The 20,184-nt window shown below is 62.4% G+C and carries 18 protein-coding genes, 1 tRNA gene and 1 riboswitch; of the genes, 10 read left to right on the forward strand and 9 right to left on the reverse strand.

The genetic code is table 11. From position 1 onward, the window contains the following. Positions 1 to 123 precede the first annotated feature (123 nt). The 5 genes from AAF563_09425 to AAF563_09445 form a co-directional block, all read right to left on the reverse strand. Entirely contained in the window at positions 124 to 1,245 is a 1,122-nt protein-coding gene (locus AAF563_09425) for an enolase C-terminal domain-like protein (GenBank protein ID MEM7121484.1), read from the reverse strand. Positions 1,246 to 1,250: 5 nt separating this feature from the next. After that, a complete protein-coding gene (locus AAF563_09430; protein MEM7121485.1) occupies positions 1,251 to 2,912 on the reverse strand; it encodes a GH3 auxin-responsive promoter family protein in 1,662 nt (553 codons plus the stop codon). Between the two features lie 144 nt (positions 2,913 to 3,056). Continuing rightward, positions 3,057 to 3,986 (reverse strand): sterol desaturase family protein, encoded by a 930-nt coding sequence (locus AAF563_09435; protein MEM7121486.1) that lies wholly within the window; start codon positions 3,984 to 3,986, stop codon positions 3,057 to 3,059. 217 nt (positions 3,987 to 4,203) lie between these two features. Then, the gene (locus tag AAF563_09440; protein ID MEM7121487.1) at positions 4,204 to 5,604 is read right to left on the reverse strand and encodes an aminotransferase; all 1,401 of its coding nucleotides are present in this window, start codon (positions 5,602 to 5,604) and stop codon (positions 4,204 to 4,206) included. A 102-nt stretch (positions 5,605 to 5,706) separates the two neighbouring features. Next, positions 5,707 to 6,030, reverse strand: a complete 324-nt coding sequence (locus AAF563_09445) for a hypothetical protein (protein MEM7121488.1) — start codon at positions 6,028 to 6,030, stop codon at positions 5,707 to 5,709. Positions 6,031 to 6,162: 132 nt separating this feature from the next. Between AAF563_09445 and ribB the strand changes: the two genes are divergently transcribed. From ribB to AAF563_09485, 8 genes are all read left to right on the forward strand, one after another. Continuing rightward, on the forward strand, positions 6,163 to 7,338 hold the full coding sequence (gene ribB, locus AAF563_09450; GenBank protein ID MEM7121489.1) for a 3,4-dihydroxy-2-butanone-4-phosphate synthase: 1,176 nt from the start codon (positions 6,163 to 6,165) through the stop codon (positions 7,336 to 7,338). 74 nt (positions 7,339 to 7,412) lie between these two features. Next, positions 7,413 to 7,487: transfer RNA gene (locus AAF563_09455), tRNA-Val, on the forward strand. 597 nt (positions 7,488 to 8,084) lie between these two features. Beyond that, positions 8,085 to 8,286: riboswitch (cobalamin riboswitch) on the forward strand. Positions 8,287 to 8,525: 239 nt separating this feature from the next. Next, entirely contained in the window at positions 8,526 to 10,466 is a 1,941-nt protein-coding gene (locus tag AAF563_09460) for a TonB-dependent receptor (protein MEM7121490.1), read from the forward strand. 44 nt (positions 10,467 to 10,510) lie between these two features. Further along, positions 10,511 to 11,341 (forward strand): ABC transporter substrate-binding protein, encoded by an 831-nt coding sequence (locus AAF563_09465; GenBank protein MEM7121491.1) that lies wholly within the window; start codon positions 10,511 to 10,513, stop codon positions 11,339 to 11,341. Beyond that, entirely contained in the window at positions 11,338 to 12,333 is a 996-nt protein-coding gene (locus AAF563_09470; protein ID MEM7121492.1) for an iron ABC transporter permease, read from the forward strand. The genes AAF563_09465 and AAF563_09470 overlap by 4 nt, the downstream gene beginning before the upstream one ends. Next, complete coding sequence (locus AAF563_09475; GenBank protein ID MEM7121493.1) at positions 12,330 to 13,112, forward strand: ABC transporter ATP-binding protein; 783 nt, start codon at positions 12,330 to 12,332, stop codon at positions 13,110 to 13,112. The genes AAF563_09470 and AAF563_09475 overlap by 4 nt, the downstream gene beginning before the upstream one ends. Further along, the gene (locus AAF563_09480) at positions 13,109 to 14,068 is read left to right on the forward strand and encodes an energy transducer TonB (GenBank protein MEM7121494.1); all 960 of its coding nucleotides are present in this window, start codon (positions 13,109 to 13,111) and stop codon (positions 14,066 to 14,068) included. The genes AAF563_09475 and AAF563_09480 overlap by 4 nt, the downstream gene beginning before the upstream one ends. Before the next feature lie 11 nt (positions 14,069 to 14,079). Further along, entirely contained in the window at positions 14,080 to 15,060 is a 981-nt protein-coding gene (locus AAF563_09485; protein MEM7121495.1) for a hypothetical protein, read from the forward strand. A gap of 66 nt (positions 15,061 to 15,126) precedes the next feature. On the opposite strand, the gene AAF563_09490 is transcribed toward AAF563_09485, so the two are convergent. From AAF563_09490 to AAF563_09500, 3 genes are all read right to left on the reverse strand, one after another. After that, complete coding sequence (locus tag AAF563_09490; protein MEM7121496.1) at positions 15,127 to 15,360, reverse strand: hypothetical protein; 234 nt, start codon at positions 15,358 to 15,360, stop codon at positions 15,127 to 15,129. 2 nt (positions 15,361 to 15,362) lie between these two features. Further along, positions 15,363 to 15,503 (reverse strand): hypothetical protein, encoded by a 141-nt coding sequence (locus AAF563_09495; protein ID MEM7121497.1) that lies wholly within the window; start codon positions 15,501 to 15,503, stop codon positions 15,363 to 15,365. A 664-nt stretch (positions 15,504 to 16,167) separates the two neighbouring features. Further along, positions 16,168 to 17,091 (reverse strand): LysR family transcriptional regulator, encoded by a 924-nt coding sequence (locus AAF563_09500; GenBank protein MEM7121498.1) that lies wholly within the window; start codon positions 17,089 to 17,091, stop codon positions 16,168 to 16,170. Between the two features lie 195 nt (positions 17,092 to 17,286). Between AAF563_09500 and AAF563_09505 the strand changes: the two genes are divergently transcribed. Both AAF563_09505 and AAF563_09510 read left to right on the forward strand, forming a co-directional pair. Further along, positions 17,287 to 18,057, forward strand: a complete 771-nt coding sequence (locus AAF563_09505) for a DUF4437 domain-containing protein (protein MEM7121499.1) — start codon at positions 17,287 to 17,289, stop codon at positions 18,055 to 18,057. A 57-nt stretch (positions 18,058 to 18,114) separates the two neighbouring features. Then, positions 18,115 to 19,467, forward strand: a complete 1,353-nt coding sequence (locus AAF563_09510; GenBank protein ID MEM7121500.1) for an adenylate/guanylate cyclase domain-containing protein — start codon at positions 18,115 to 18,117, stop codon at positions 19,465 to 19,467. 88 nt (positions 19,468 to 19,555) lie between these two features. On the opposite strand, the gene AAF563_09515 is transcribed toward AAF563_09510, so the two are convergent. Continuing rightward, positions 19,556 to 20,184 (reverse strand): zinc-binding dehydrogenase (locus tag AAF563_09515; GenBank protein ID MEM7121501.1); only part of this gene is annotated, 629 nt, incomplete at its 5' end.

A 20,184-nucleotide genomic window follows, 5' to 3' on the forward strand; every position in this document is an offset into this window, starting at 1 on the left:
ACGACCCCGGCATTCAGCGATTCTTGATCATTGGCCTCACTGCCATTTTTGGGCGCGCGCATCCGGGTCGCGAGCCGCGGCATCTTACGCCTGCGCGATCGAAGGTAAAGACCTGGCCGACGCCTAAGGCGATGCTGGAGCGAGCTCGCGAGTGTTGACCGCCAGGCCCATACCAGGAGCGTCAATTGGGAGCACCTGATCGATGTAGAGTATGCCACCGGTGCCAAACATCAGGCTTGGCGTGGTGAGGTCACGCTTTAAGAGATACGTGCCGAAGGCGCCTTCGCTGGCGACGAGATTGGCGCGGTGAGCGTTCATCACGGTGAGCGCGGCGCGGGTCAGGATGCTGGTTTCGCCGACCTGGGCGCCGACGATGATGCCAATGCCTTTCGCGTCGGCCATCCGCGCCACATCGAGCGAGCGGATGATGCCGCCCATCTTCGAAACACGAAGGTTGATGAGCCAAGGGCTGCCGTCGAGCGAGGCGATCTGGTCGGGCCGGGAGAGACTCTCGTCGAGGATGATCTTGGCGCCACAGGCGTGACCGACGCGTTCGAACCCCTCGAGGTCACCCTGTTGCAACGGTTCTTCGATGGCGAAGACACTGTGGTCGAGCGCCTCGAGATGGCGGATGCAGGCGTCAGCGGATGTCCAGAGATTGTTGGCGTCGAGGCGAAGACGCAACGAGGGGTCGGATTTGTGATGGAACGCGCGGAGCTTCCGTTTGTCGCGGTGGAGATCGCCGGAGACCTTGATCTTGAAGTCGCGGAGACCTTTCAACCAATAACGATAGAGTTGCCAGCGATAGGCGAGGTAGGGCGCGTCGCCTAGAATGGCCGAATACTGGAAGGTTCCGTTCAAGCGTGGTGCATCGACGAGGACTTCAACCGGCTGTTGTTTGACCTTGCCGATCAAATCCAGGATCGCGGTTTCTGCGGCGCAGAACGCGGCGGGGTTGTCGTCGATCATGTCGCAGTGGGTGCCGATCCAGGTCTTGAGGTTCTGTTCGTCGTGTACGCCCTCCTTAATCGCTGGCGCGATCGTGTCCAGAAAAGAGGTGGCGCCGGCGACGGTTTCGCCGGTGACATAGTCGCGCGGACAACCCTCGCCAAAGCCCGTATGACCACAATCGGACGTCGCCTTGACGATAATGTTCTCTGCCCGGGCGCGGCTTGCCGAGGCATGGCGGAAGACGACCTTGAACGGGACGGGGAAGCTGAAGACGTCGAGACGTTCGATGCGCATCGGCGTCAGGTGGCGACTGCATAGGCGCTGAAATCGAACGTACAGTCGTGGGCGAATTGCAAGTGCAGATACTTGAACTGCGCGTCGCGCTGGCCGCCGGCGACGCGGTCCGCCCGATAGGCGGCACCGGTGCCGTCGCGCAGCCAGCTGAGCTTGAGGGGCGCGAGCCGTTCGCTGGCCCGCTTGGCGTCGTACTCAATGTTGATAGCGCGAAGGCGCGTTTCGATGTCGGCCGCCAACGCTGGATCGGCGTCGGTGGAAGCGCCTTCAATATAGAGCGTGTAGCCGGCCGTTTCCTGATCGGCGAGCATGATGAAGAAGTCCGCCTGGATACCGCGATCAGCGAGCGCCGTCGTGACCGCGTCCAGCACCTGCGCCTCATAGAGCTTTTCGCCGGTGATGCTGGTGACCCCCTTGCCCTTCTGCAGGAACTCCAGGATCGGCGTCTGGTTGAGCCGATCGGTCACGCGCACGATGTCGTGCATGGCGTATCGGTAGAGACCGTCCGTCGTCGTGACGAAGACGTGGTAGTCCGCGCCATCTTCCAGTTCGTGCAGCGATAGGAAGTCCGCCGCGCCATCTTCCCATGCCTCGCGCTCGGCAAACTCGAAGAACGTATCGACCAAGGTCGGCAGGCAGGTGTTCCGTGTCGCGTCGATGTTAATGGTGCCCTGGACCTCGCTGGCGACATAACCGAGCTCGACCGTTCTGACGCCTGCCGGCATCGCCGGCGCGAGACTGCGAAGCGAGACGCCGCAACTGCCGCCCGTCCACGTCATGACCGCTTCGAGATCAGGCCAGATGTCGGCATAGGTCAGCTTGCCCGCCACACTCAGCTTTTGCGTCAGCGCGTCAGCGCGTGAGCGGTTGGGCCTGATCGTCGTCTGCGGCGGCATGTGATCGGTCACCACGTCCGGCAAGCGGCCGTCGGCTATGGCGCGCAGGATCGTTTCCGGCTGCTCGTTGATAACGCCGAGCAGCCTGACCAGAGTCGATGGGTTGGCCGTCGCGGCGCCGGTGACTGAGGCTTCGGCCACACCGAAGGCCGCCATCGCGAGGTAGCGTGCGTTGTAGTCGGGGATATCGGAGCAGGCCGGCGGCAGAACGTAGCGCGAGCGCACCAGCCCGGACTGGCTTTGGTAGAGCAGGCCGGATGCGGAACCATAAGGCGTGCCGCCGGGAAGCGTGCCTTCAACTGCCTGGCCGCTGACCGTGAACATCTTGCCGCGCAGCGCGTTCGATCCGCGCGAGACCGCGTAGGCGAAGATCTTTTGGTGCTGTTTGATCTGGTCCAGCCCGGGTTGGGTGATGGGGATGTCCTTCGGCACGCCTGTGGTGCCGCTGGTGCGGTGAAAGAAAACGGGCTGGGCCTGGGTCAGGCATCGCTCGCCGGTCAGTTCCTGGCGCGCGATAAGGGGCCTCAAGTCCTCGTAACTTTGCACCGGTACCGCGCTGCGAAAGGCGTCGACGTCGCCGATCGTGGCGAAGTCATGCTGGCGGCCAAATGTCGTTTCGGCGTTGGCGGTCAGGATGCGGCTGAGCGCGGACCACTGGGCCTCGCGCGGCGACGTCGACGCATCGAGCAGGGCGCGGTGGTTGCGCGCCTGCGTCGCCGCCAGCATCGCCTTCAGCGCGGCATGCGTCAGGGTTTGGGAGAACGGAAGCACGGCCAAACCTAGAGCGGATCTTCGTTGGATGAAACCGCTTGGCGGTTCCGACGAACCATGTGAGATCGCTCTCTGTCCATAGGTAGAGCAGATTCACCAGATTTGATGCTATCGCGCAGCGATTCCATAAAATCAGGATCTGCTCTAGCCGTTTTCGAGGTCCCGTTGAAATGGCGTCGTCATCTGGGCGACGAAACCGGTTGGGTAGTTCCGGTTGGTCAGACCGAGTGGGCCGACCTCGCGTTCGCGCGGCAGGAAGCGCGTGCCGAAAAGGAGATCCCAGACGATCAGGTTGTTGCCGAAGTTGTTGTCGGACTCCTTCTGCCGCACCGAGTGGTGCCACCGGTGCAGTTCGGGACCGGCGACGATGTAGTTGAGCGGACCCAGGTTCACGCGACAGTTGGAGTGCTGGAAGATGCCGTTGATTGCGAAGAACACGAAATAGGCGGCCAACACCTCCGGCGACACACCGAGCAGCGCGAAGGGCAGCGCGTCGACGGCGTACTGGATGGCCTTCTCGATCGGGTGAAAGCGCCCGACATTGAGCCAGTAGAGTCGCTTCGGCGAATGGTGGACCGCGTGGAAGCGCCACATCGGGACGAATCTGTGGAACGCCCGGTGCAGCCAGTAGCGGAAGAAGTCGGCAACCAACAGCATCACGATCACCTGCACGATGACCGGCCAATCGTGGGGCCAGATGTCGTGTACGTAGAAGCCACTCGCGTCGAGGTAGTCGGCGATGACGACGACGGCGGTGATCGCCAGCAGCAAGGGCAGGGCGATCTGCACCAGCACCATGAAGACGGCGTCGGTGCCCAGCTCGCCGCGCGCGGGCTTCCACTCCTGGCGATAGGGGAGGACGATTTCATGCACGGTAATCAGCGCCGCGCACACGAGAACCGCGCCATACGAGGCAAGCGTCACGGATACACCGAAGCCCGCCGCGACGCCGTAGAGCACGAATCCCAGCACCATAATGGCAGGATAGGACGCGGCCGCGACGATCCGTGCGCCCAAACCGCCGATCCTCTCCTCGCCCATGGGCTGGGGCATGTTGAGTTGCCCTGTGCTCACCTCGATACCCTCGTAACGCCAAGCTGATGACCTGGGTTCAGAACGGGGACATATCAAGGGAGAAGAGGTTAACGGTTACCGTCTTGAAACAGAGCGGACGCGGATCATGTCGTGGCCGGTCAAGGCTAGAGCCGTCGGAGAGCTCGCCTAAGACAAAGAAACGGCGGCACCGTCTTTTGAAGGTGCCGCCGCTTTATTGTGAGCCTTTTGAGAGCGCTCAGCCCTTCCAGATGCCTTCCTTGGTCAGGTCGTCCTGGGTCGCTTCGATCGAGGCGCGCAGTGTCGAGACCAGGAAGTCGATCTCGTCGGTAGTCATGATGAGCGGCGGCGAGAGGACGTTCAGGTGGCCGATCGGGCGGACCAGGGCGCCGCGTTCCTGGGCGTGCTTGGCGATACGGTCGCCGACACGCGCTTCGGGCGGCAAGACCTCCTTGGTCTCCTTGTTGCCGACGTTCTCGACGCACATCATAAAACACTTGCCGCGAACGTCGCCGACCAGCGGCAGATCCATGAGCGTCTTGAGCTGTTCCTCGAAATAGGGCCCGACCTTCAGCACGTGACCGCAGATATCCTCGTCCTCGATGATCTCCAGGTTCTTGAGGCCGGCGGCGCAGCACACGGGGTGGCCGGCATAGGTGAAGCCGGTCGAATAGATGCCGCCGTCGTCGCGCGGGGCGGAGATGGTGTCATAGATCTCGTCGGTGACGATGGTCGCGGCCAGCGGCAGGTAACCGGACGAGATACCCTTGGCCGAGGTGATGATGTCGGGCGTCAGACCAAACACTGGCTCCGACGCGAAGATGTGACCCAGACGGCCGAAGCCGGTGACCACTTCGTCGGAGATCGTGAGCACGCCATACTTGCGGCACACGTCCTGGGTGCGCTTGTGATAGCCGTCGGGCGGCACCAGCACGCCGCCGGCGCCCATGATCGGCTCGGCGATGAAGGCCGCGACGTTCTCCGGCCCCAGTTCCTGGATCTTGTCGTCGAGTTCCTGAACCAGGAAGTCGCAGAGTTCATCCGGGCTCATGCCGTCGCGCGGACGGTAGACATTGGGCACGGAGACGTGATGGATGATCTCGTCTTCCTGGTCGAAGCCGATGCGGTCGAACTCGATACCCGTCAGGCCCGCGGCCAGATAGGTCATGCCGTGATAGGCATCGACCCGGCTGATGATCTTCTTGCGGTTGGGCTGGCCCTTGGCGTTCCAATAGTAATGGACCATGCGGATGGCGGTGTCGTTCGCCATCGATCCGCCGGTGCTGTACATGATGTGATTGAGCGAACCCGGCGCGTACTCGGCGAGCTTGGCGGCGAACTTCGCGGTCGGCGGCGTCGTCAGCTGGCCGAAGGTCGAATAATAGGCGAGGTCGACGACCTGTTCGGCGATCGCCGCGGCCATCTCCTTGCGGCCGTAGCCGATGTTGACGCACCAAAGGCCCGCGCAGCCGTCCAGGAGCTTGTTGCCGTAAGCATCGAAGATGTGGGAGCCCTCGCTCTTCGACATGATGTCGGAGCCGGTTTCCTTGAAGCTCTCGAAGTCCTGGAAGGGATGGATCACGTGATCCAGGTCCATCTGCCAGATTTCCTGGATGTCCTGGGGTACGTTGGTTGCCATGGATGCCTCCTGGTTGGCGCGGCGGCGCGCGTTGGTCGGCGATCATAGCACTATCCCGGCAAAACCCCAGACCCGGTCTGGCGTCTGGCAGACCGCCCGGGATCAGGGTTTCTTGGGTTTGTGGACGAGCATCATGCGGTCGGCGCGGCCGGCGCCATCGGTCGTGACGACGCGGTCGATGCGGTCGCTGCGAAACGCGGCATCCATGATCTCGGACTCCGTCATGCCGAGATTGGCCGCCAGGTGCATCAGTGTACGCTGGCCCTGGTCGCGGCGGGCGTCGTATTCGCCCTCCAGGTACTCCTCCAGGCGGCGGCGTTTCGCGCGCCGTTGCCGGATATAAAAAGCAGACGCCAGGACCGCGACGACCGCCGTCAAAATCGCCGCCAGATGCGACAGGAACTCCAGAATGCCGTGAAAGGTCATGGATCGTGATCCACGAAGCTTAAGCCCGAGCAACTATAGAGCAGATTGACGCGTTTGGGTGTCTTCGGCCGGGAATCCACGAATCCCATGGGAGTCTTGCCGCGATCAGCCTTCCGGACCATATTGGCCGTCATGACCGAGAAACCGATATTTGCCTCCATTGACGAGGCGATCCGCGCGATTGCCGACGGCAAGATGGTCGTCGTGGTCGACGACGAGACGCGGGAAAACGAGGGTGACCTGATCATGGCGGCCGACCGGGCGTCGCCCGAGGCGATCGCCTTCATGGTGCGTCATACCTCCGGCGTCATCTGCGTGCCGATGAACGCCCAGCGCGTCGGCGAGCTGGAGCTGCCGCAGATGGTGCAGCACAACACCGAAAGCCACGGCACTGCGTTCACCGTGTCGGTCGACTACAAGTACGGCACGACCACCGGCATCTCCGCCGCCGACCGGGCGAAGACGATCCGCGCATTGGCCGACCAGGGCGACAACCGCGAGGTCAACGCGGCCGACTTCGCCAAGCCCGGCCACATCTTTCCGCTACTGGCGCGCGACGGCGGCGTCCTGACCCGCGCCGGTCATACCGAAGCGGCGGTCGACTTGGCGCGGCTGGCCGGTTGTTATCCGGCGGGCGCGATCTGCGAGATCGTCAACGACGACGGCACCATGCAGCGCCTGCCCGAGCTGATCGAATTCGCCAAGCAGCATGATCTGCTGTTGATCTCGATCGAGGACCTGATCGCCTATCGTCGGCGCAACGAAAAGCTGGTCGAGCTGGTCGAGACCAAGCCCTTCGATACCCGCCACGGTCCGTTCGAGACACGCATCTATCGTTCCCTGGTCGACGACACCGAGCATCTGGCGATTGTACACGGCGACTTGAAACGCCACGACGACGTTTTGGTGCGCGTGCATTCGGCCTCGGTCATCGACGACGTGTTCGGTTCGGTGCGCGGCAACGGGCGCAGCCTGGTCGACTTAGCGCTGGAGCGCCTGGCGGGCGAACCGGCGGGTGTCTTGATCTATCTGCGCGGTTCCGAAGGCTGGGGCCTCGGCCTTAACCGCAAGCGCATCTATGCCCAGGGCGACGAGAGCGCGGCCGACAAGCTGGACGCCGGCGACTGGCGCCAATACGGCACGGGTGCGCAGATCCTCTATGATCTCGGCCTGCGCAGTATCCGCATCCTGACCAACAACCCGGCGAAGTACCGCCACATCGACGGCTACGGCCTCACCATCTCCGACAAGGTGCCGTTCACCTTCGCCGGCGAACCGGTCGAGGTGGTCGCCGGCGGCGTCGACTGAGCGGGTCCGCGCGGGTCCCAGCGAACCTGTTGCAAATTCACGCCAGCGGCGGTAAGACCGTCGCCCCTTGGTGTGGGCGCATAGCTCAGCGGGAGAGCACTACGTTGACATCGTAGGGGTCCCTGGTTCAATCCCAGGTGCGCCCACCACCAACTCCTTGAATTTTTTAGTCAATTTCGATCGCGGTGTACGCCCGCGTGCGATCTCTACCAGTTCTCAACTGGCAATATCTGGCAACGCATCCGACTTCGTTGCGCTAAGGCGGGTTTGTTTCAGGCAGTTAGCGGAAAGCGCCCTACGATTACACCGTAGGGCGCGTGGACTTAGTCAGCGTTTGGTGCGTGTCGTCCTAATCGACAGATTTTGGACCGCAGTTTACTAGATCGAACGGGAGAGCATCCTGTCCATCAGTCTCAGTCTGAGGCTGCCTTACTTCTACAAGTAGACATGTTGCGTGTATCTCGACCATGTCCGCTAGTGACCAAAAGCGGAACGAGGAACGATCTCAAGTGTGGAGCGTGGTTTGTCAGTCACATTTATCAATATCTGAACGCGCAAACGGTCGCGAGATCTCGTTTAACGCACGCCGCACCGGAAGCCCCATTCTGCAAAGCCCGTTGTCGGAAGACGTGTCCGCGCCGGCCGCGGTTTACGACCATGACGATCGTCCAACCGTCACGCACAGGCGACGTCGCAAGTCGCTTCCCAGCTGAACATTTGCGATTGCACGCCGCGCGTGTGCGACTTATCGTTTCGGCGATGTCGGTCCCCTCTTCGGAGGGGCGTGAAAGGGAACAGAGGCCGGGTTGGACGACCCGGAAGCTCTGGCTGCCCCCGCAACTGTAAGCGGAGAGTCATCGCTCCTCGTGTGCCACTGGGAAACCGGGAAGGCCGGGCGACGACGAAGACCCGCGAGCCAGGAGACCTGCCGACGTTAGCATCGCCCATCCGCACGTTCGGGGTGTGACGGCGGGACGGTCCTCCGTTGCGGTGATGCGCGCAGGTCGCATTGCAACGGGGGGCTCCGCCATGGGCCTTTTGTCAACTTCGTCAAATAGGACCGGCCAACTTGCCGGCGGTGACGGTTCGTCGTGCTTCGCGATCCGCGTTCCCACCGGCGTGGTCGGCCGCTTCGGCCATCGACCCCGCCATGTCAGCGAACGTTTCAGACACGGGGTACCGTCATCATGCGCATCACCAACACCACGTTTCCGACTTCCCTCATTGCCTCACTCGCCATGGCGGTCGTGACGCAAACCGCCGCCAATGCCCAGGAGGTCGTCGACGACACGGTCGTCGTCTTGCCCGACATCGTCGTATCGGCAAGCCGGGTGCCGCTGCTGGCCGAGCAGGTCGGCAGCGCCGTCACCGTCATTACCGAAGAGGAACTTGAGGACCGCCAGATCCGCATCGTTTCCGATGTCCTGCGCGACGTGCCCGGGCTGGCCGTCAGCCGTACCGGACCGCAGGGCGCCTTCACACAAGTCAGGATACGCGGCGCGGAGGGCAATCAGACACTTGTTCTGATCGACGGCATCGAAGCCAACAACCCCGCCGGCGGCTCGGAGTTCGACTTCGCCAACCTGCTGAACCTTGAGATCGAGCGCATCGAGGTCCTGCGCGGTCCCCAAAGCGCCCTTTACGGCAGCGATGCGATCGGCGGCGTCATCAACATCATCACCAAGAAACCCGATGATGGGCTGAGCGTCGTGACGCGCGGCGAACTCGGCTCGTTCGACACGCGCAACGGCATGGTGTCGTTCAACTATGGCGCCGAGCAATTCTATGTCGGCGGCGCCTTCGAGCGCCTGATGGTTGACGAGCAGCACGTCGCCGACGAACGCAACGGCAATCCGGAGCAGGACCCGTATCGCAACAACACCGGACGCTTCACGTTCGGCGTGCAGCCGACCCAAGAATTCTCAATCGACGCCACCGGTTGGATCATCGACAGTCACCGCCACGGCGACGCCTCGGCGGTCGTCGTCGGCGCGGTCGATGACTTTTCGACCAGCAAGTCGATCCAGCGTTACGGCCGGGCCAGCGCGTCGCTCGACCTGTTTGATGGTCTATGGGCTAACGAGGTCGGCATCGCGCGGACCGACGTCGACACGGATTTCCTTAACGCTGCTGGCATTGAGACATTCACCTCCGAAGGCACGATCAACAAGATCGACTACCAGAGCGATGTAACCTTCGGCGAAGAAGGTGTAGCCGAGCACGGCCTGTCGTTCCTGGCTGAGCGGACCACCGAGAGCCAGTTCACCAGCAGCGCTTTCTCCGGTCCCAACGACAAATCAATCACAAACTACAGTTATGCGGGCGAGTACCGCGGCGCCTACCAGGACCAGTTCTTCGTGTCCGCCGGTCTGCGCTATGACGACAACGATCCATTGTTCGACAACGAGGTGACATGGCGACTGACGGGCGCCTGGCTCAGCCCCGAATGGGGCACGCGGCCCCACGCCAGCGTCGGCACCGGCGTCAAGAACCCCACTCTGTTCGAACTGTTCGGATCGACGCCGACGTTCACCGGCAATCCCAACCTGCAGCCCGAAAGCAGCATCGGCTGGGACGTCGGCATCGAGCAGCCGTTCTGGGATGACCGTCTCGTCGTCGACGTGACTTACTTCAACAACCGGATCGAGGATCTGATCCAGGGCGGCGGCAATACCGCGGTCAATTTGCCGGGCACCAGCAAGATCCAAGGCGTCGAGGTGTCGGCGACGGCTGTCGTCATGGAGGGCCTGTCGGTGACCGGCGCCTACACCTATACCGACGGTAAGGATGCCAACGGCGCCGAGCTGGTGCGCCGGCCCATGCACATCGCCAGTGTGGTGACGAACTACAACTTCGACGTCGCGGACATGCCGGCCAATCTGAACCTGGCGGTCCGCTATACCGGGGCGCAGGACGATATCGTCTTTCTGTCCTTCTTTCCCAGTCAGACGCGGATTGAACGCCTGGGTTCCTTTACCCTGGTCAACCTGGGCGGCTCGCTTGAGGTCGCGGACGGCGTTGAGATCTATGCCCGCGGCGAAAACCTATTGGATGAGCAGTATCAGGAGGTCTTCGGCTTTGGCACACCAGGCATCGCAGGCTATGCCGGCCTGCGTCTGGCCTTCTGACCATGCGCCGACGGCCGCGGCATCGATCGGATCAAGGCAGCGGGATGACCATCATCCCGCTGCTGCTGTTCGCCGTCTGCGTGTTTCTCAAAACCGGTGCGTATGCGAACGAGGCGCCTCAGCGCATCGTCTCGATGAACGTCTGTACCGATCAGCTGGTGATGATGCTGGCCGAGCGCGATCGGATCGCCTCGGTGAGTTATCTGGCGACCAATCCCTCGGTCTCGTCCATGGTTCACGAAGCGGCCGGCCTGCACCAGAACCATGGACTGGCCGAGGAAATCTTCCTGCTCGATCCCGACCTTGTCATCGCCGGCACCTTCACGACACGGCCGACGGTTGCCCTGCTGCAACGGCTGGGGCGGCCGGTTCTCGACGTACCGCCGGCCAACAGTGTCGAGGACATCATCGCCAACATCCGCCTTATCGCGGGCGCGATTGGCGCGGAGGAAAAGGGCGAGGCGCTGATCGCCGATTTCGAGGACGGTTTGGCGGCGCTCGACGGCGGCCCGGGCGACGGCATGCCGGCGGTCGCCTATTGGTCGAACGGCTTCACCAGCGGCGGCGGCACGCTGGCCGCCGATATCATGACGCGGGCCGGCCTGACCAACCTGGCCGCCGAACGCGGCCTGACCGGCACTGGCCAGATGCCGCTTGAGGCCCTGGTCTCCAGCGACCCGCGACTGCTTGTGCTGGGTCCACGCTATGAGGGCGACGCGCTGGCCCACCAGATACTGGACCACCCGGCGCTTCAGGCCTGGGCGACCTCCAGGCACGTCGTCACCATCGAAGATGCCGCGTGGGTGTGCGGCACGCCGCTGGTGCTGAAGGCCGTCGCGGGCCTCGTCCAGGCGCGCCGGTCGCTTGCCCCATGACCGCGCGCGCCGGTCTCACCGAACTCGCTCTGCTGATCCTGGTCGCGGCGCTTTTTGTTGTCTCGCTTTTGGTCGGGCCGGCGGCTATCGGTCTGGGCGCGACCCTTGACGCGCTGATCGGCGGCGACGTTGAAACGACCGGCCTCATCGTCCGCGAGATCCGTCTACCGCGCGCGATCCTGGCGACCATGCTGGGGGCGACACTGGGCCTTTCCGGCGCGGTACTGCAGGGTTATCTGCGCAACCCGCTGGCCGAGCCCGGCGTGGTCGGCGTGACCGCGTCGGCGGCGCTCGGCGCCGTCGTAGCCTTCTACTTCGGGCTCTCCGCGATGTTCGCCCTGGCCCTGCCGTTGGGCGGCATTGCCGGCGCGCTGATCGGCGTCATCATCATTCAGGGACTGACCGGGCGCCATGCCGGCACGCTGACCGTGATCCTGGCCGGCGTCGCCATTACCAGCCTGGCCGGCGCGCTGACCGCGCTGGCGCTTAACCTGGCGCCCAATCCCTTCGCGGCCATGGAGATCATGTTCTGGCTGATGGGCTCGCTGGCCGACCGCAGCATGGATCACGTCTGGCTTATCCTGCCGTTCCTGGTTCTCGGCTGGATCATGCTGCTGATCCTCGCCAAGCCGCTCGACGCGCTTACCCTGGGCGAAGAGACGGCGGCGAGCCTGGGCGTCAACCTGATCAACCTGCGCCGCCTGGCTATCGTCGGGACCGCGCGTTCGGTTGGCGCGGTCACGGCGGTCGCCGGCGCCGTCGGTTTTGTCGGCCTGGTCGTGCCGCATCTTCTGCGCCCGCTCGTCGGTCACCGGCCCGGCCGTCTGCTTTTAGCCAGCATGCTCGGCGGCGCGGCGCTGGTGAACGCCGCCGACATTGCGGTCCGCGTCATCGTGCCCGAACGGGATCTGAAGCTTGGCGTCGTCACGGCCCTGATCGGCGCGCCGTTCTTCTTCTGGCTGCTGCTGAAAAGCCGGCGGGCCGGCACATGACGCGCCTCACTGCCGACAAGGTCTCCATCACGCTGGGCGGACAGCTCATCGTCGACCGGGCGGATGCGGTCGTTGGGCCATCCTGTGTCACCGGCATCATCGGTCCCAACGGCGCCGGCAAGACGACCCTGTTGCGCGCCCTGTGCGGCCTTCAAACGGTCGACAGCGGCGCGATCGCCGTCGACGGCGCGCCATTGGGCGGCATCAGCGCGGGCGAACGGGCGCGCCGCATCGCCTATCTGGCGCAGGACCGTGTGGTCGTCTGGGCCATGCCCGTCGCCGCCGTGGTCGCGTTGGGCCGCCTGCCCCACGGCGAGACAGGCCTGCTGACACCACAAGGCCGCGACGTCGTCGACGACGTCATGGAACGCTGCGACCTCGCGGACCTCGCCGACCGGCGGGTCACGACGCTATCCGGCGGCGAACGCGCCCGTGTCGTCATCGCCCGGGCGCTCGCGGTTCAGGCACCGGTGCTGCTGACCGATGAGCCGATCGCCGGTCTTGATCCCGCCCACGCCCTGGACGTCATGGCGTTGCTGCGCCGCGAGGCGGCGCGCGGTGTCGCGGTGGCGGTGGTACTGCATGACCTTACGCTCGCGGCGCGCTTCTGCGATCGCCTGGTGTTGATGGCCGGCGGCAGCGTGGTCGGCGACGGCCCGCCGGCGGCGACGCTGACCGATGCCGCGCTGCGCGAGCACTACGGGATCGTGGCGCATCGCGACCATGTCGGCGACGCGCCCGTCATCGTCCCGATGGCGCGGGTGCCTCAGGACCCATGACCACGCTTGACATGACCTTCGCACCGTTACGGCCCGCGCATCTGCGCGCGCCGTGGCCTGGCACCGGCATGGTGCTGGCGGCTGCCTTGCACTTGGCCGTGCTCGGTGCCGTACTGGCCGAACTTCGCGCGCCACCGATACCGGAGTTTCCGATCACCGTCGACATTGTGGCCGACGGCGCGTTACCGGCGACCGGCGGTCCGGACACACAGGCGAACGATGAGACGCCATCGTTGACCCCGACCCATCGTCTTGCCGGGATGGCGACAGACGGGGCGCAAGCCAACGATCTCCCGCTAACGGCTGTCGACGCGCCGTCAGCCGACACCGCCGAACCGGAGATACACGAAAGCCTGGTCACGACACGCGATCCCGTCCCAGAAGATACGTTGGTCCCGACGGATGCGGCTTCATTGCCGGTGACGGCCTTTCTGCCGGATCTCGTCCCACAGACCAAGGCTGCTGCCATCAGCGACGCCGCGCCGGTCCCGCCCCTTCCGGTGTCCAAGCCTTATACGGCTGAAAGCGCGTTTGACGACGTGGTGCCGGCGCCGACGCAGATCTCGGCGCCCGCCGCCATCGGCCGTACAGCCACAGCCGCCACGAACGCGACCGTGCCGGCGTCGGCGGTCACGGGAAGCATTGAGGATGGCCCAGGCGGATCAGGCGCCGCCACCGCACCGGACTTTTCGGACGGCACGCTCGGCAACAAGGCGCCCGACTATCCCTATCAGGCGAGACGCCTGGGTCAGGAGGGGCGCGTTGTCCTTCTCGTTGCGGTCAGCGCCTACGGAGAGGTACAAGCCATCGAGATCAGCTCTTCGAGCGGCCACCGTCTGCTGGACGAGGCCGCGCACGATGCGGTCGCCGAGTGGCGCTTTCATCCGGCGCATATCGACGGCCATCCAATGACCGGATCCGTGATGGTGCCGATCCACTTCGACCTCGACGACTAGGAGACGTATCGATGACGCAGTTGGACGTGTTCGATGTTGTGCAGCGTCGTTTGCAAGACCCGATGACTGGCTTCAGCGTCGGGTCCTTTGGCGCCATCGCCGAGTTTCATCGCCGCCCCGACGAACCGGCCGAGATCGACGGGCTGACCGCCGTGACCGAACGCGGCGCGATCCGCGTGGAACCCGATCAACCGGCGCGCGCGCTCGCCTATGAAACACTGTCCGGTCGCCCCGGCCGGTGGAGCCACGGTGTCGTCGTCTGTTTGCCGACGGATAAGGCACGCTGCCACAAACGCGCTGTCATCACCGAACTCGGCCCCGACCGCGGCGCCATCCGTCCGCGCGACCGCGACGCCGTGCTGTTCGACATGGGCCTTGCCGGCGACAACGTCGACTTCTGCGTGCGCACCGACGATCCGTCGCTTATCCAAGTCCTGCGCGACGAAACCGGCCGGTCCGTTCTGGATCAGAGTTCGCCCGCGATGGCCGCGATCCTCGACGCCAATCCCCACCGCGTTGCCATCGGCCGGCTTGGCCGTGCCGAGGTCTATCAGCCGATCGGCCGCGATGTGACGCCTGAAGGCCCGCATACCCACGTTCTGCCGCGCTTGCTCGCCAGCGGTCGCACCCATTCGGCCAACGTCCCGGTACCGGAAGGGTGGATGCCCTGCGTTGCCATGTATCCGCCGAGTCCGATCGCTACGCCACTGGGTGAGCCAAAGCCGTGGGACGGCGCGGCGGCGGAGGACTTCAACGCACTGCTGGATGCGTGGGGCGACCCCGATGTTGTCGCCGAAAAGGCTCGGTTGATGGCCGCCGTCTCCGGTAGCGCCAGCCCCGCGTGCTACGAACCCGCGCCTTCACGGTCGACGCGCGCGGCAACGCGCGTTGCGTTGCGCCAGATGCAGCATCGCAGCCCCTTGCCGGCCGGCCTCGACGCGTGGCTCGCCCGGTTCGACCACGCGCCTGTCGACGACGCGGACGAGGGTTAGCCCGCCGAACTCAATCCACGCGCAATCCGGGGATAGAGCAGCGTCACTTGCTTTAGTGCTTGCCCGTCAGCAGGATGTCGGTAGCGTCACGCGTGGCGACGTTTGAGCGCGCATGTCTTCGGGCTCAAGGTTGTGCAGTTTGGTCTGGCCGGTACAGAGCGCCATCGACGAGACCTCGCCGCAACTCGCTTTGACGATGTCGGCCACAGCGTCCTCTCGTTCCTCGACGCTACGGTCTGGCGGTAGACGCAGGTCCTGGCTGTTGAACAATGTACCGCCAATGGCGGGTACAGTCGGCAAGCCTAGCACGCGGCCTTTCGGCCCGGCGCGACGATCTTGGACGTGTCAAAGCTCGAACGGACGTTGCCGAAGTAGACGATATCGACTTTCTCTTCCCGGTTCAGGCGGCGCCGAGCGCCGATAGCGCGGTCCAGAACCGCCATTTTCGGTGCACCAGCCAGCTCGGCTCAGTACTGGCCGAGACGGCTGGTGCGATCCGACAAGAGTATCCAAACATCGTTATCAAGGACGCTGGGTATGGCCGCTTGTATTCTCCATGTTGCAGATTGGGCAGCGATCCTAGATTTCGCAAAGCCATGGAGAACAGACATTGTGTTCCACGATGTCTTATGTCCGCTTTTGGTATTTGGTGGACATATCGATCGACATTGCCGATTTCCGTACTCTAGCGTTGAGTGGATTTTAAACCATCACGGATGGCCCTTCAGTTGGGCATGGAACGAGAAAGAGGTGCCAGTGTCGCGAGACTTTTACAGCGCTCGACAGCTCGTCCTCACTGTTGCCAGATATTGCCAGATTGAACCCCAAACCACCCACAAACCAACCACATACGAAGAAAGATCCGGTTGATGCACGGAAGCCAAGTAGTTGAATTGTAGAAGGTTTTGGGAGAGGGGGCGGAACGCCCCTTTACGTTGACATCGTAGGGGTCCCTGGTTCAATCCCAGGTGCGCCCACCACCCAAGGCCTTTCCAAACATTGATGGTGACAAAGGGGTCCCTGGCTCGGCCCACCCTTTCATGCGCACTGCCATCCCACGAGGCGCTAGACAGCACTTAGAAAACCGATCGCAAAGAGGTTGACCCATCATCTTGTTGAATCAGGCGTTTTTTCAGCGAGTGCCTCAACCGCCTGAAGTTTCTGAACGATGAAATCCGTGAACGCGCGTACTCGCGCTGGTGGCGTGCGTGAGGGTGAGCGGACTGCGTAGATTCCCCATTCTGGTAGAACAGTGTAGTTGGGGAGAATGGCAATTAGCTCGCCAGATTCGAGATGCTCCGCGATCTCCCATCTGCACTTACGACCAATCCCAACACCTGACAGCGCGGCCTCTGTCACGGCTTCGGCAAGATTTGTAGCAAAGTTCCCGGTCACCTTGACGTCTTCGACCACGCCACTAGGGCCGCGCATTGTCCAAGTGCGTACATCAGAGCGAATCAGGCAGTTATGTGTCTTCAAGTCGGCAATCGTTCTTGGAGTGCCGAATTGCTCGATGTAGGAGGGTGCCGCAACGACGATACGGGCGCTATCTCCGATACGCCGGGCCTTTAGCGTCGATGGTGATAAATCGCCAAGCCGTATGGCTAGATCGAAGCCATTCTGGACGATGTCAAAGGCTGTATCGCTTAGATGCAGCTGAATCGACAGTCTTGGATACAGCTCTAAAAACTCGGCGACGTATGGGGCTAGGAACTTGCGTCCGAACGACGCTGAGCTAGCAACGCGCAGGTCGCCGCTAACGGCGGCCGGATCGCTTTGCAAATCCGAGAACACCTCGTCGATATCTTCCAAGATGCGTTTTGCGTGGGCGAGGAACACCTCGCCATCGACCGAAAGAGATACTGACCTAGTTGTTCTGTGAAGGAGTTGGGAGCCGACCGCGGTCTCAAGCTCCTGGATCCGCTGGGTTGCAGCGGTCCGCGACAGACCCAGCTCAGCGCCTGCCTTGCCGATCGCTCCGAGCGTAGCGACACGAACAAACAACTCCAAGGATTTCGGGTCCAGACTCATTGTCCTCTGATAGCGGATAGTGTTTCCGGAATGAAGCCGATTGTATCGAAACTCTGGTGCCTAAATGTGGTTAACAGCACAAGCATCAATCGACGCACTCAGATGGGCACAGTCGACACTATGATAACTCGAATACTGTCAGCAGCTCTCGTCTTTGGAATGTTGATTGGGGAGAGTCTGGCTAACGACGACCCTATGGTTGAGGTGGTCAAGCGCTCGGATGTCGAGTTCATTCCGCTGAACCCGGCCCGTGGCGATGAGAGCCCGCAGGCCGGCGTGCTCTGGGGCGATATCCGTGAAGATGTCCCGAGCGGAGCATTAATTACGTTCGCCGATGGATTCATGTCGCCCCCGCATATTCACAACATTACCTACCGGGCGGTCGTCATCGAGGGCACGGTCCACAACGATGATCCCGACGCCGAGAACATGTGGATGGGCCCAGGATCGTTCTGGACGCAACCCGCAGGTGAAGTTCACATTACGGCCGTTGGTCCAGGTGGCGGAACGGCGTTTCTAGAAATTCTATCTGGCCCATACCTGGTGCAAAATCCGCTACTCGCCTTTGATAATGGTGAACGGCCAGTCAACATCGACGAAACTAATGTGGTTTGGCTCGACGCAGCTGACATCAAATGGGTCAGCCACGGCCCTGGCACAGCGGGCCCCGAGATGGCCTTTCTTTGGGAGGCATCCAAAGAGGGCCAACTGAGCGGAACCTTCGTGAAACTACCGGCGGAGTACACTGGAGAACTCAGAGCTGGTGGTGTTGAGCTGAAGGCCGTGGTGGTGCAAGGGCAGCTAACCCATTCGGCGGGTAACCTGTCGAAGCCCAACATCTTGGACGCAGGCAGCTACTTCGGATCTAAGGGCAACGTCTCTCACAATCTGTCTTGCTTGGTCGACTCTGACTGCATTTTGTACGTCCGTGCAGCGGGCCCCTACGAGGTTGTTGACACCGAGTGATTGGGCGAGTTCGTCGGGTTGGACAAGATCTTGGCTAAAGCCGGGTTTTGAGAGCTGATGTCCGATCAACAGAGGACCGACTTCGCCCAGGAGGAGCGCGCCAGCCTTAGCTACATGTTCCGGGGCCGCGCAATCGTTCTCGCGCTGCTTGCGATTTGGGTCATGGTGACGCTTCCGTTGGAGCGCTCGGCAGTCTATCTGTGCGTCGTTCTGTTGTTTCTGATGTTCGGAGCGATTCCGTACTATCTGGTAAGGGGCGGCTACGGCGGCACGCTGGTCATAGCCTTTTTCCTCCTCCTGGATGCGGCGGTCCTGTGTTACCTGCTCATCGTTCCCAATCCCTATGGACTTGAGGGATGGTCGCCGCAAATGAATCTGCGTGCGCCCGGATTTCTGTATCTGGGGATGTTCCTCGTCTACATGGTCCTGAGCTACAAACCTGCGCTCGTTGTGTGGGCGGGCATTGCCGCCATCGTATGCTGGGTAACGGGCTACCTTTGGGTCATCAGTCTGCCTGAGACGCGTCTTTTCTTGTCCCGGGACGTGCTTGACGCAGGTCTCAGCCTGGAAGCTGTCTTGGACCTTGTATTAGATCCATATGCAGTCGGCTTGACCCGCCTCGTGAATCAAGTGGTCTTTTTGCTAGCAGTTACTCTCATACTAACGCTGACAGTTTGGCGCTCTCGCCAATTGGTTCAGCGGCAGGTGGCGGCAGAAAGCCAACGTTTGGCACTTTCGCGCTACTTCTCGCCGAACATTGTGCGCGAGTTAACAACGAGCGACAGGTCACTTGGCCGGCCGAAGGTACAGCGTGTCGCGGTGCTCTTCGCCGACATGGTTGGATTCACCGCGATTTCGGAACGACTGGAGCCAGACGAGCTAGTCGAGTTGCTTCGCGAGTTTCATGGCAGGCTGGCCCGAACGGCGATCGACCATGGCGGCACAATCGACAAGTTTATCGGAGATGCAATTATGGTCGATTTCGGTACCCCCGAACCTCGCAAGGACGATGCAGTTCGTGCCCTGCGTTGCGCTGCCGCGATGATCGCCGAGATCGAAGATTGGAACGCGTCTCGGCTGGCGGAAGGCCGCGAGTCGATAAGAGTTGGAATAGGACTGCACTACGGCGACGTGATTGTCGGCAACATAGGCGACGAACGTCGGATGGAGTACACTGTTCTAGGAGACGCGGTTAATGTTGCGAGTAGACTGGAAGCAACTACCCGCAAACTGCACGCCGTGCTGGTTACAAGTGACGCTCTCATTAAGGCCGTGCGCGAAAACCAAGTGGATCCGTTGAGTATTTTGACGGGCCTACGGGAAGGCGAAGCTCAGATGATTCGCGGTCGCGCGACTCCTATCGGCATTTGGTACAAGAGTGCAGAGACGCGAGAGCTAGAAGACCGCTAGAGCAACGCAAGGGCACTGCTAGTGTAATCCGCCTGGCCTGATTGCCTGACATGCCAGGTACCCGCGGCAGTATGGTTTCGCCTTGAGACTAGATTTCGACAACCACCTTTCCAATGGCTTGACCGCTTGTCAGGCGATCGTAAGCGGACCCAACGTCGCTGAACCCAAACGTCTGCTCATCGAGGAGCGGCGTTAGTCCACCTTCATCCACGATCTCGGCGAGTTTAGCCAAGATCGCACCGTGGTCGTCGCGTTTGTAGTCATAGAGCATCGGGATCAGCATAAAGACGACGTGCAACGATAAGCCTTTGAAGTGGGCGGGCGTCAGATCGAGTTCCAGCAACGCAACGGTTGTTGTGACGTGGCCGTTCAGGGCGGCCGCTTCGAACGAGTTGGTCATGTTCGCACCGCCGACCGTATCGAAGACGACGTCAAAACCTGCACCGTCAGTGTACCTAGACACGTACTCCGCGACTGGCTCGGTCTTAAAGTCGATGGCCGTAGCGCCGTATCCAGAGACAATATCCATCTGGCTCCTACCGGTGCCGGTCGCAAAAACTTGAGCACCGAGATGTCTGGCCAACTGCACGGCGACGTGTCCGACGCCACCGGCGCCGCCATGGACCAGGACCTTCTGGTCCTTCTTGACACCTGCCCGATGGAGTCCTTCGTAGGCAGTGATGCCAACCAGCGGCAGAGCCGCCGCCTCGCGCATCG

Source organism: Pseudomonadota bacterium (assembly GCA_039028155.1).
GTDB lineage: Bacteria > Pseudomonadota > Alphaproteobacteria > SP197 > SP197 > JANQGO01.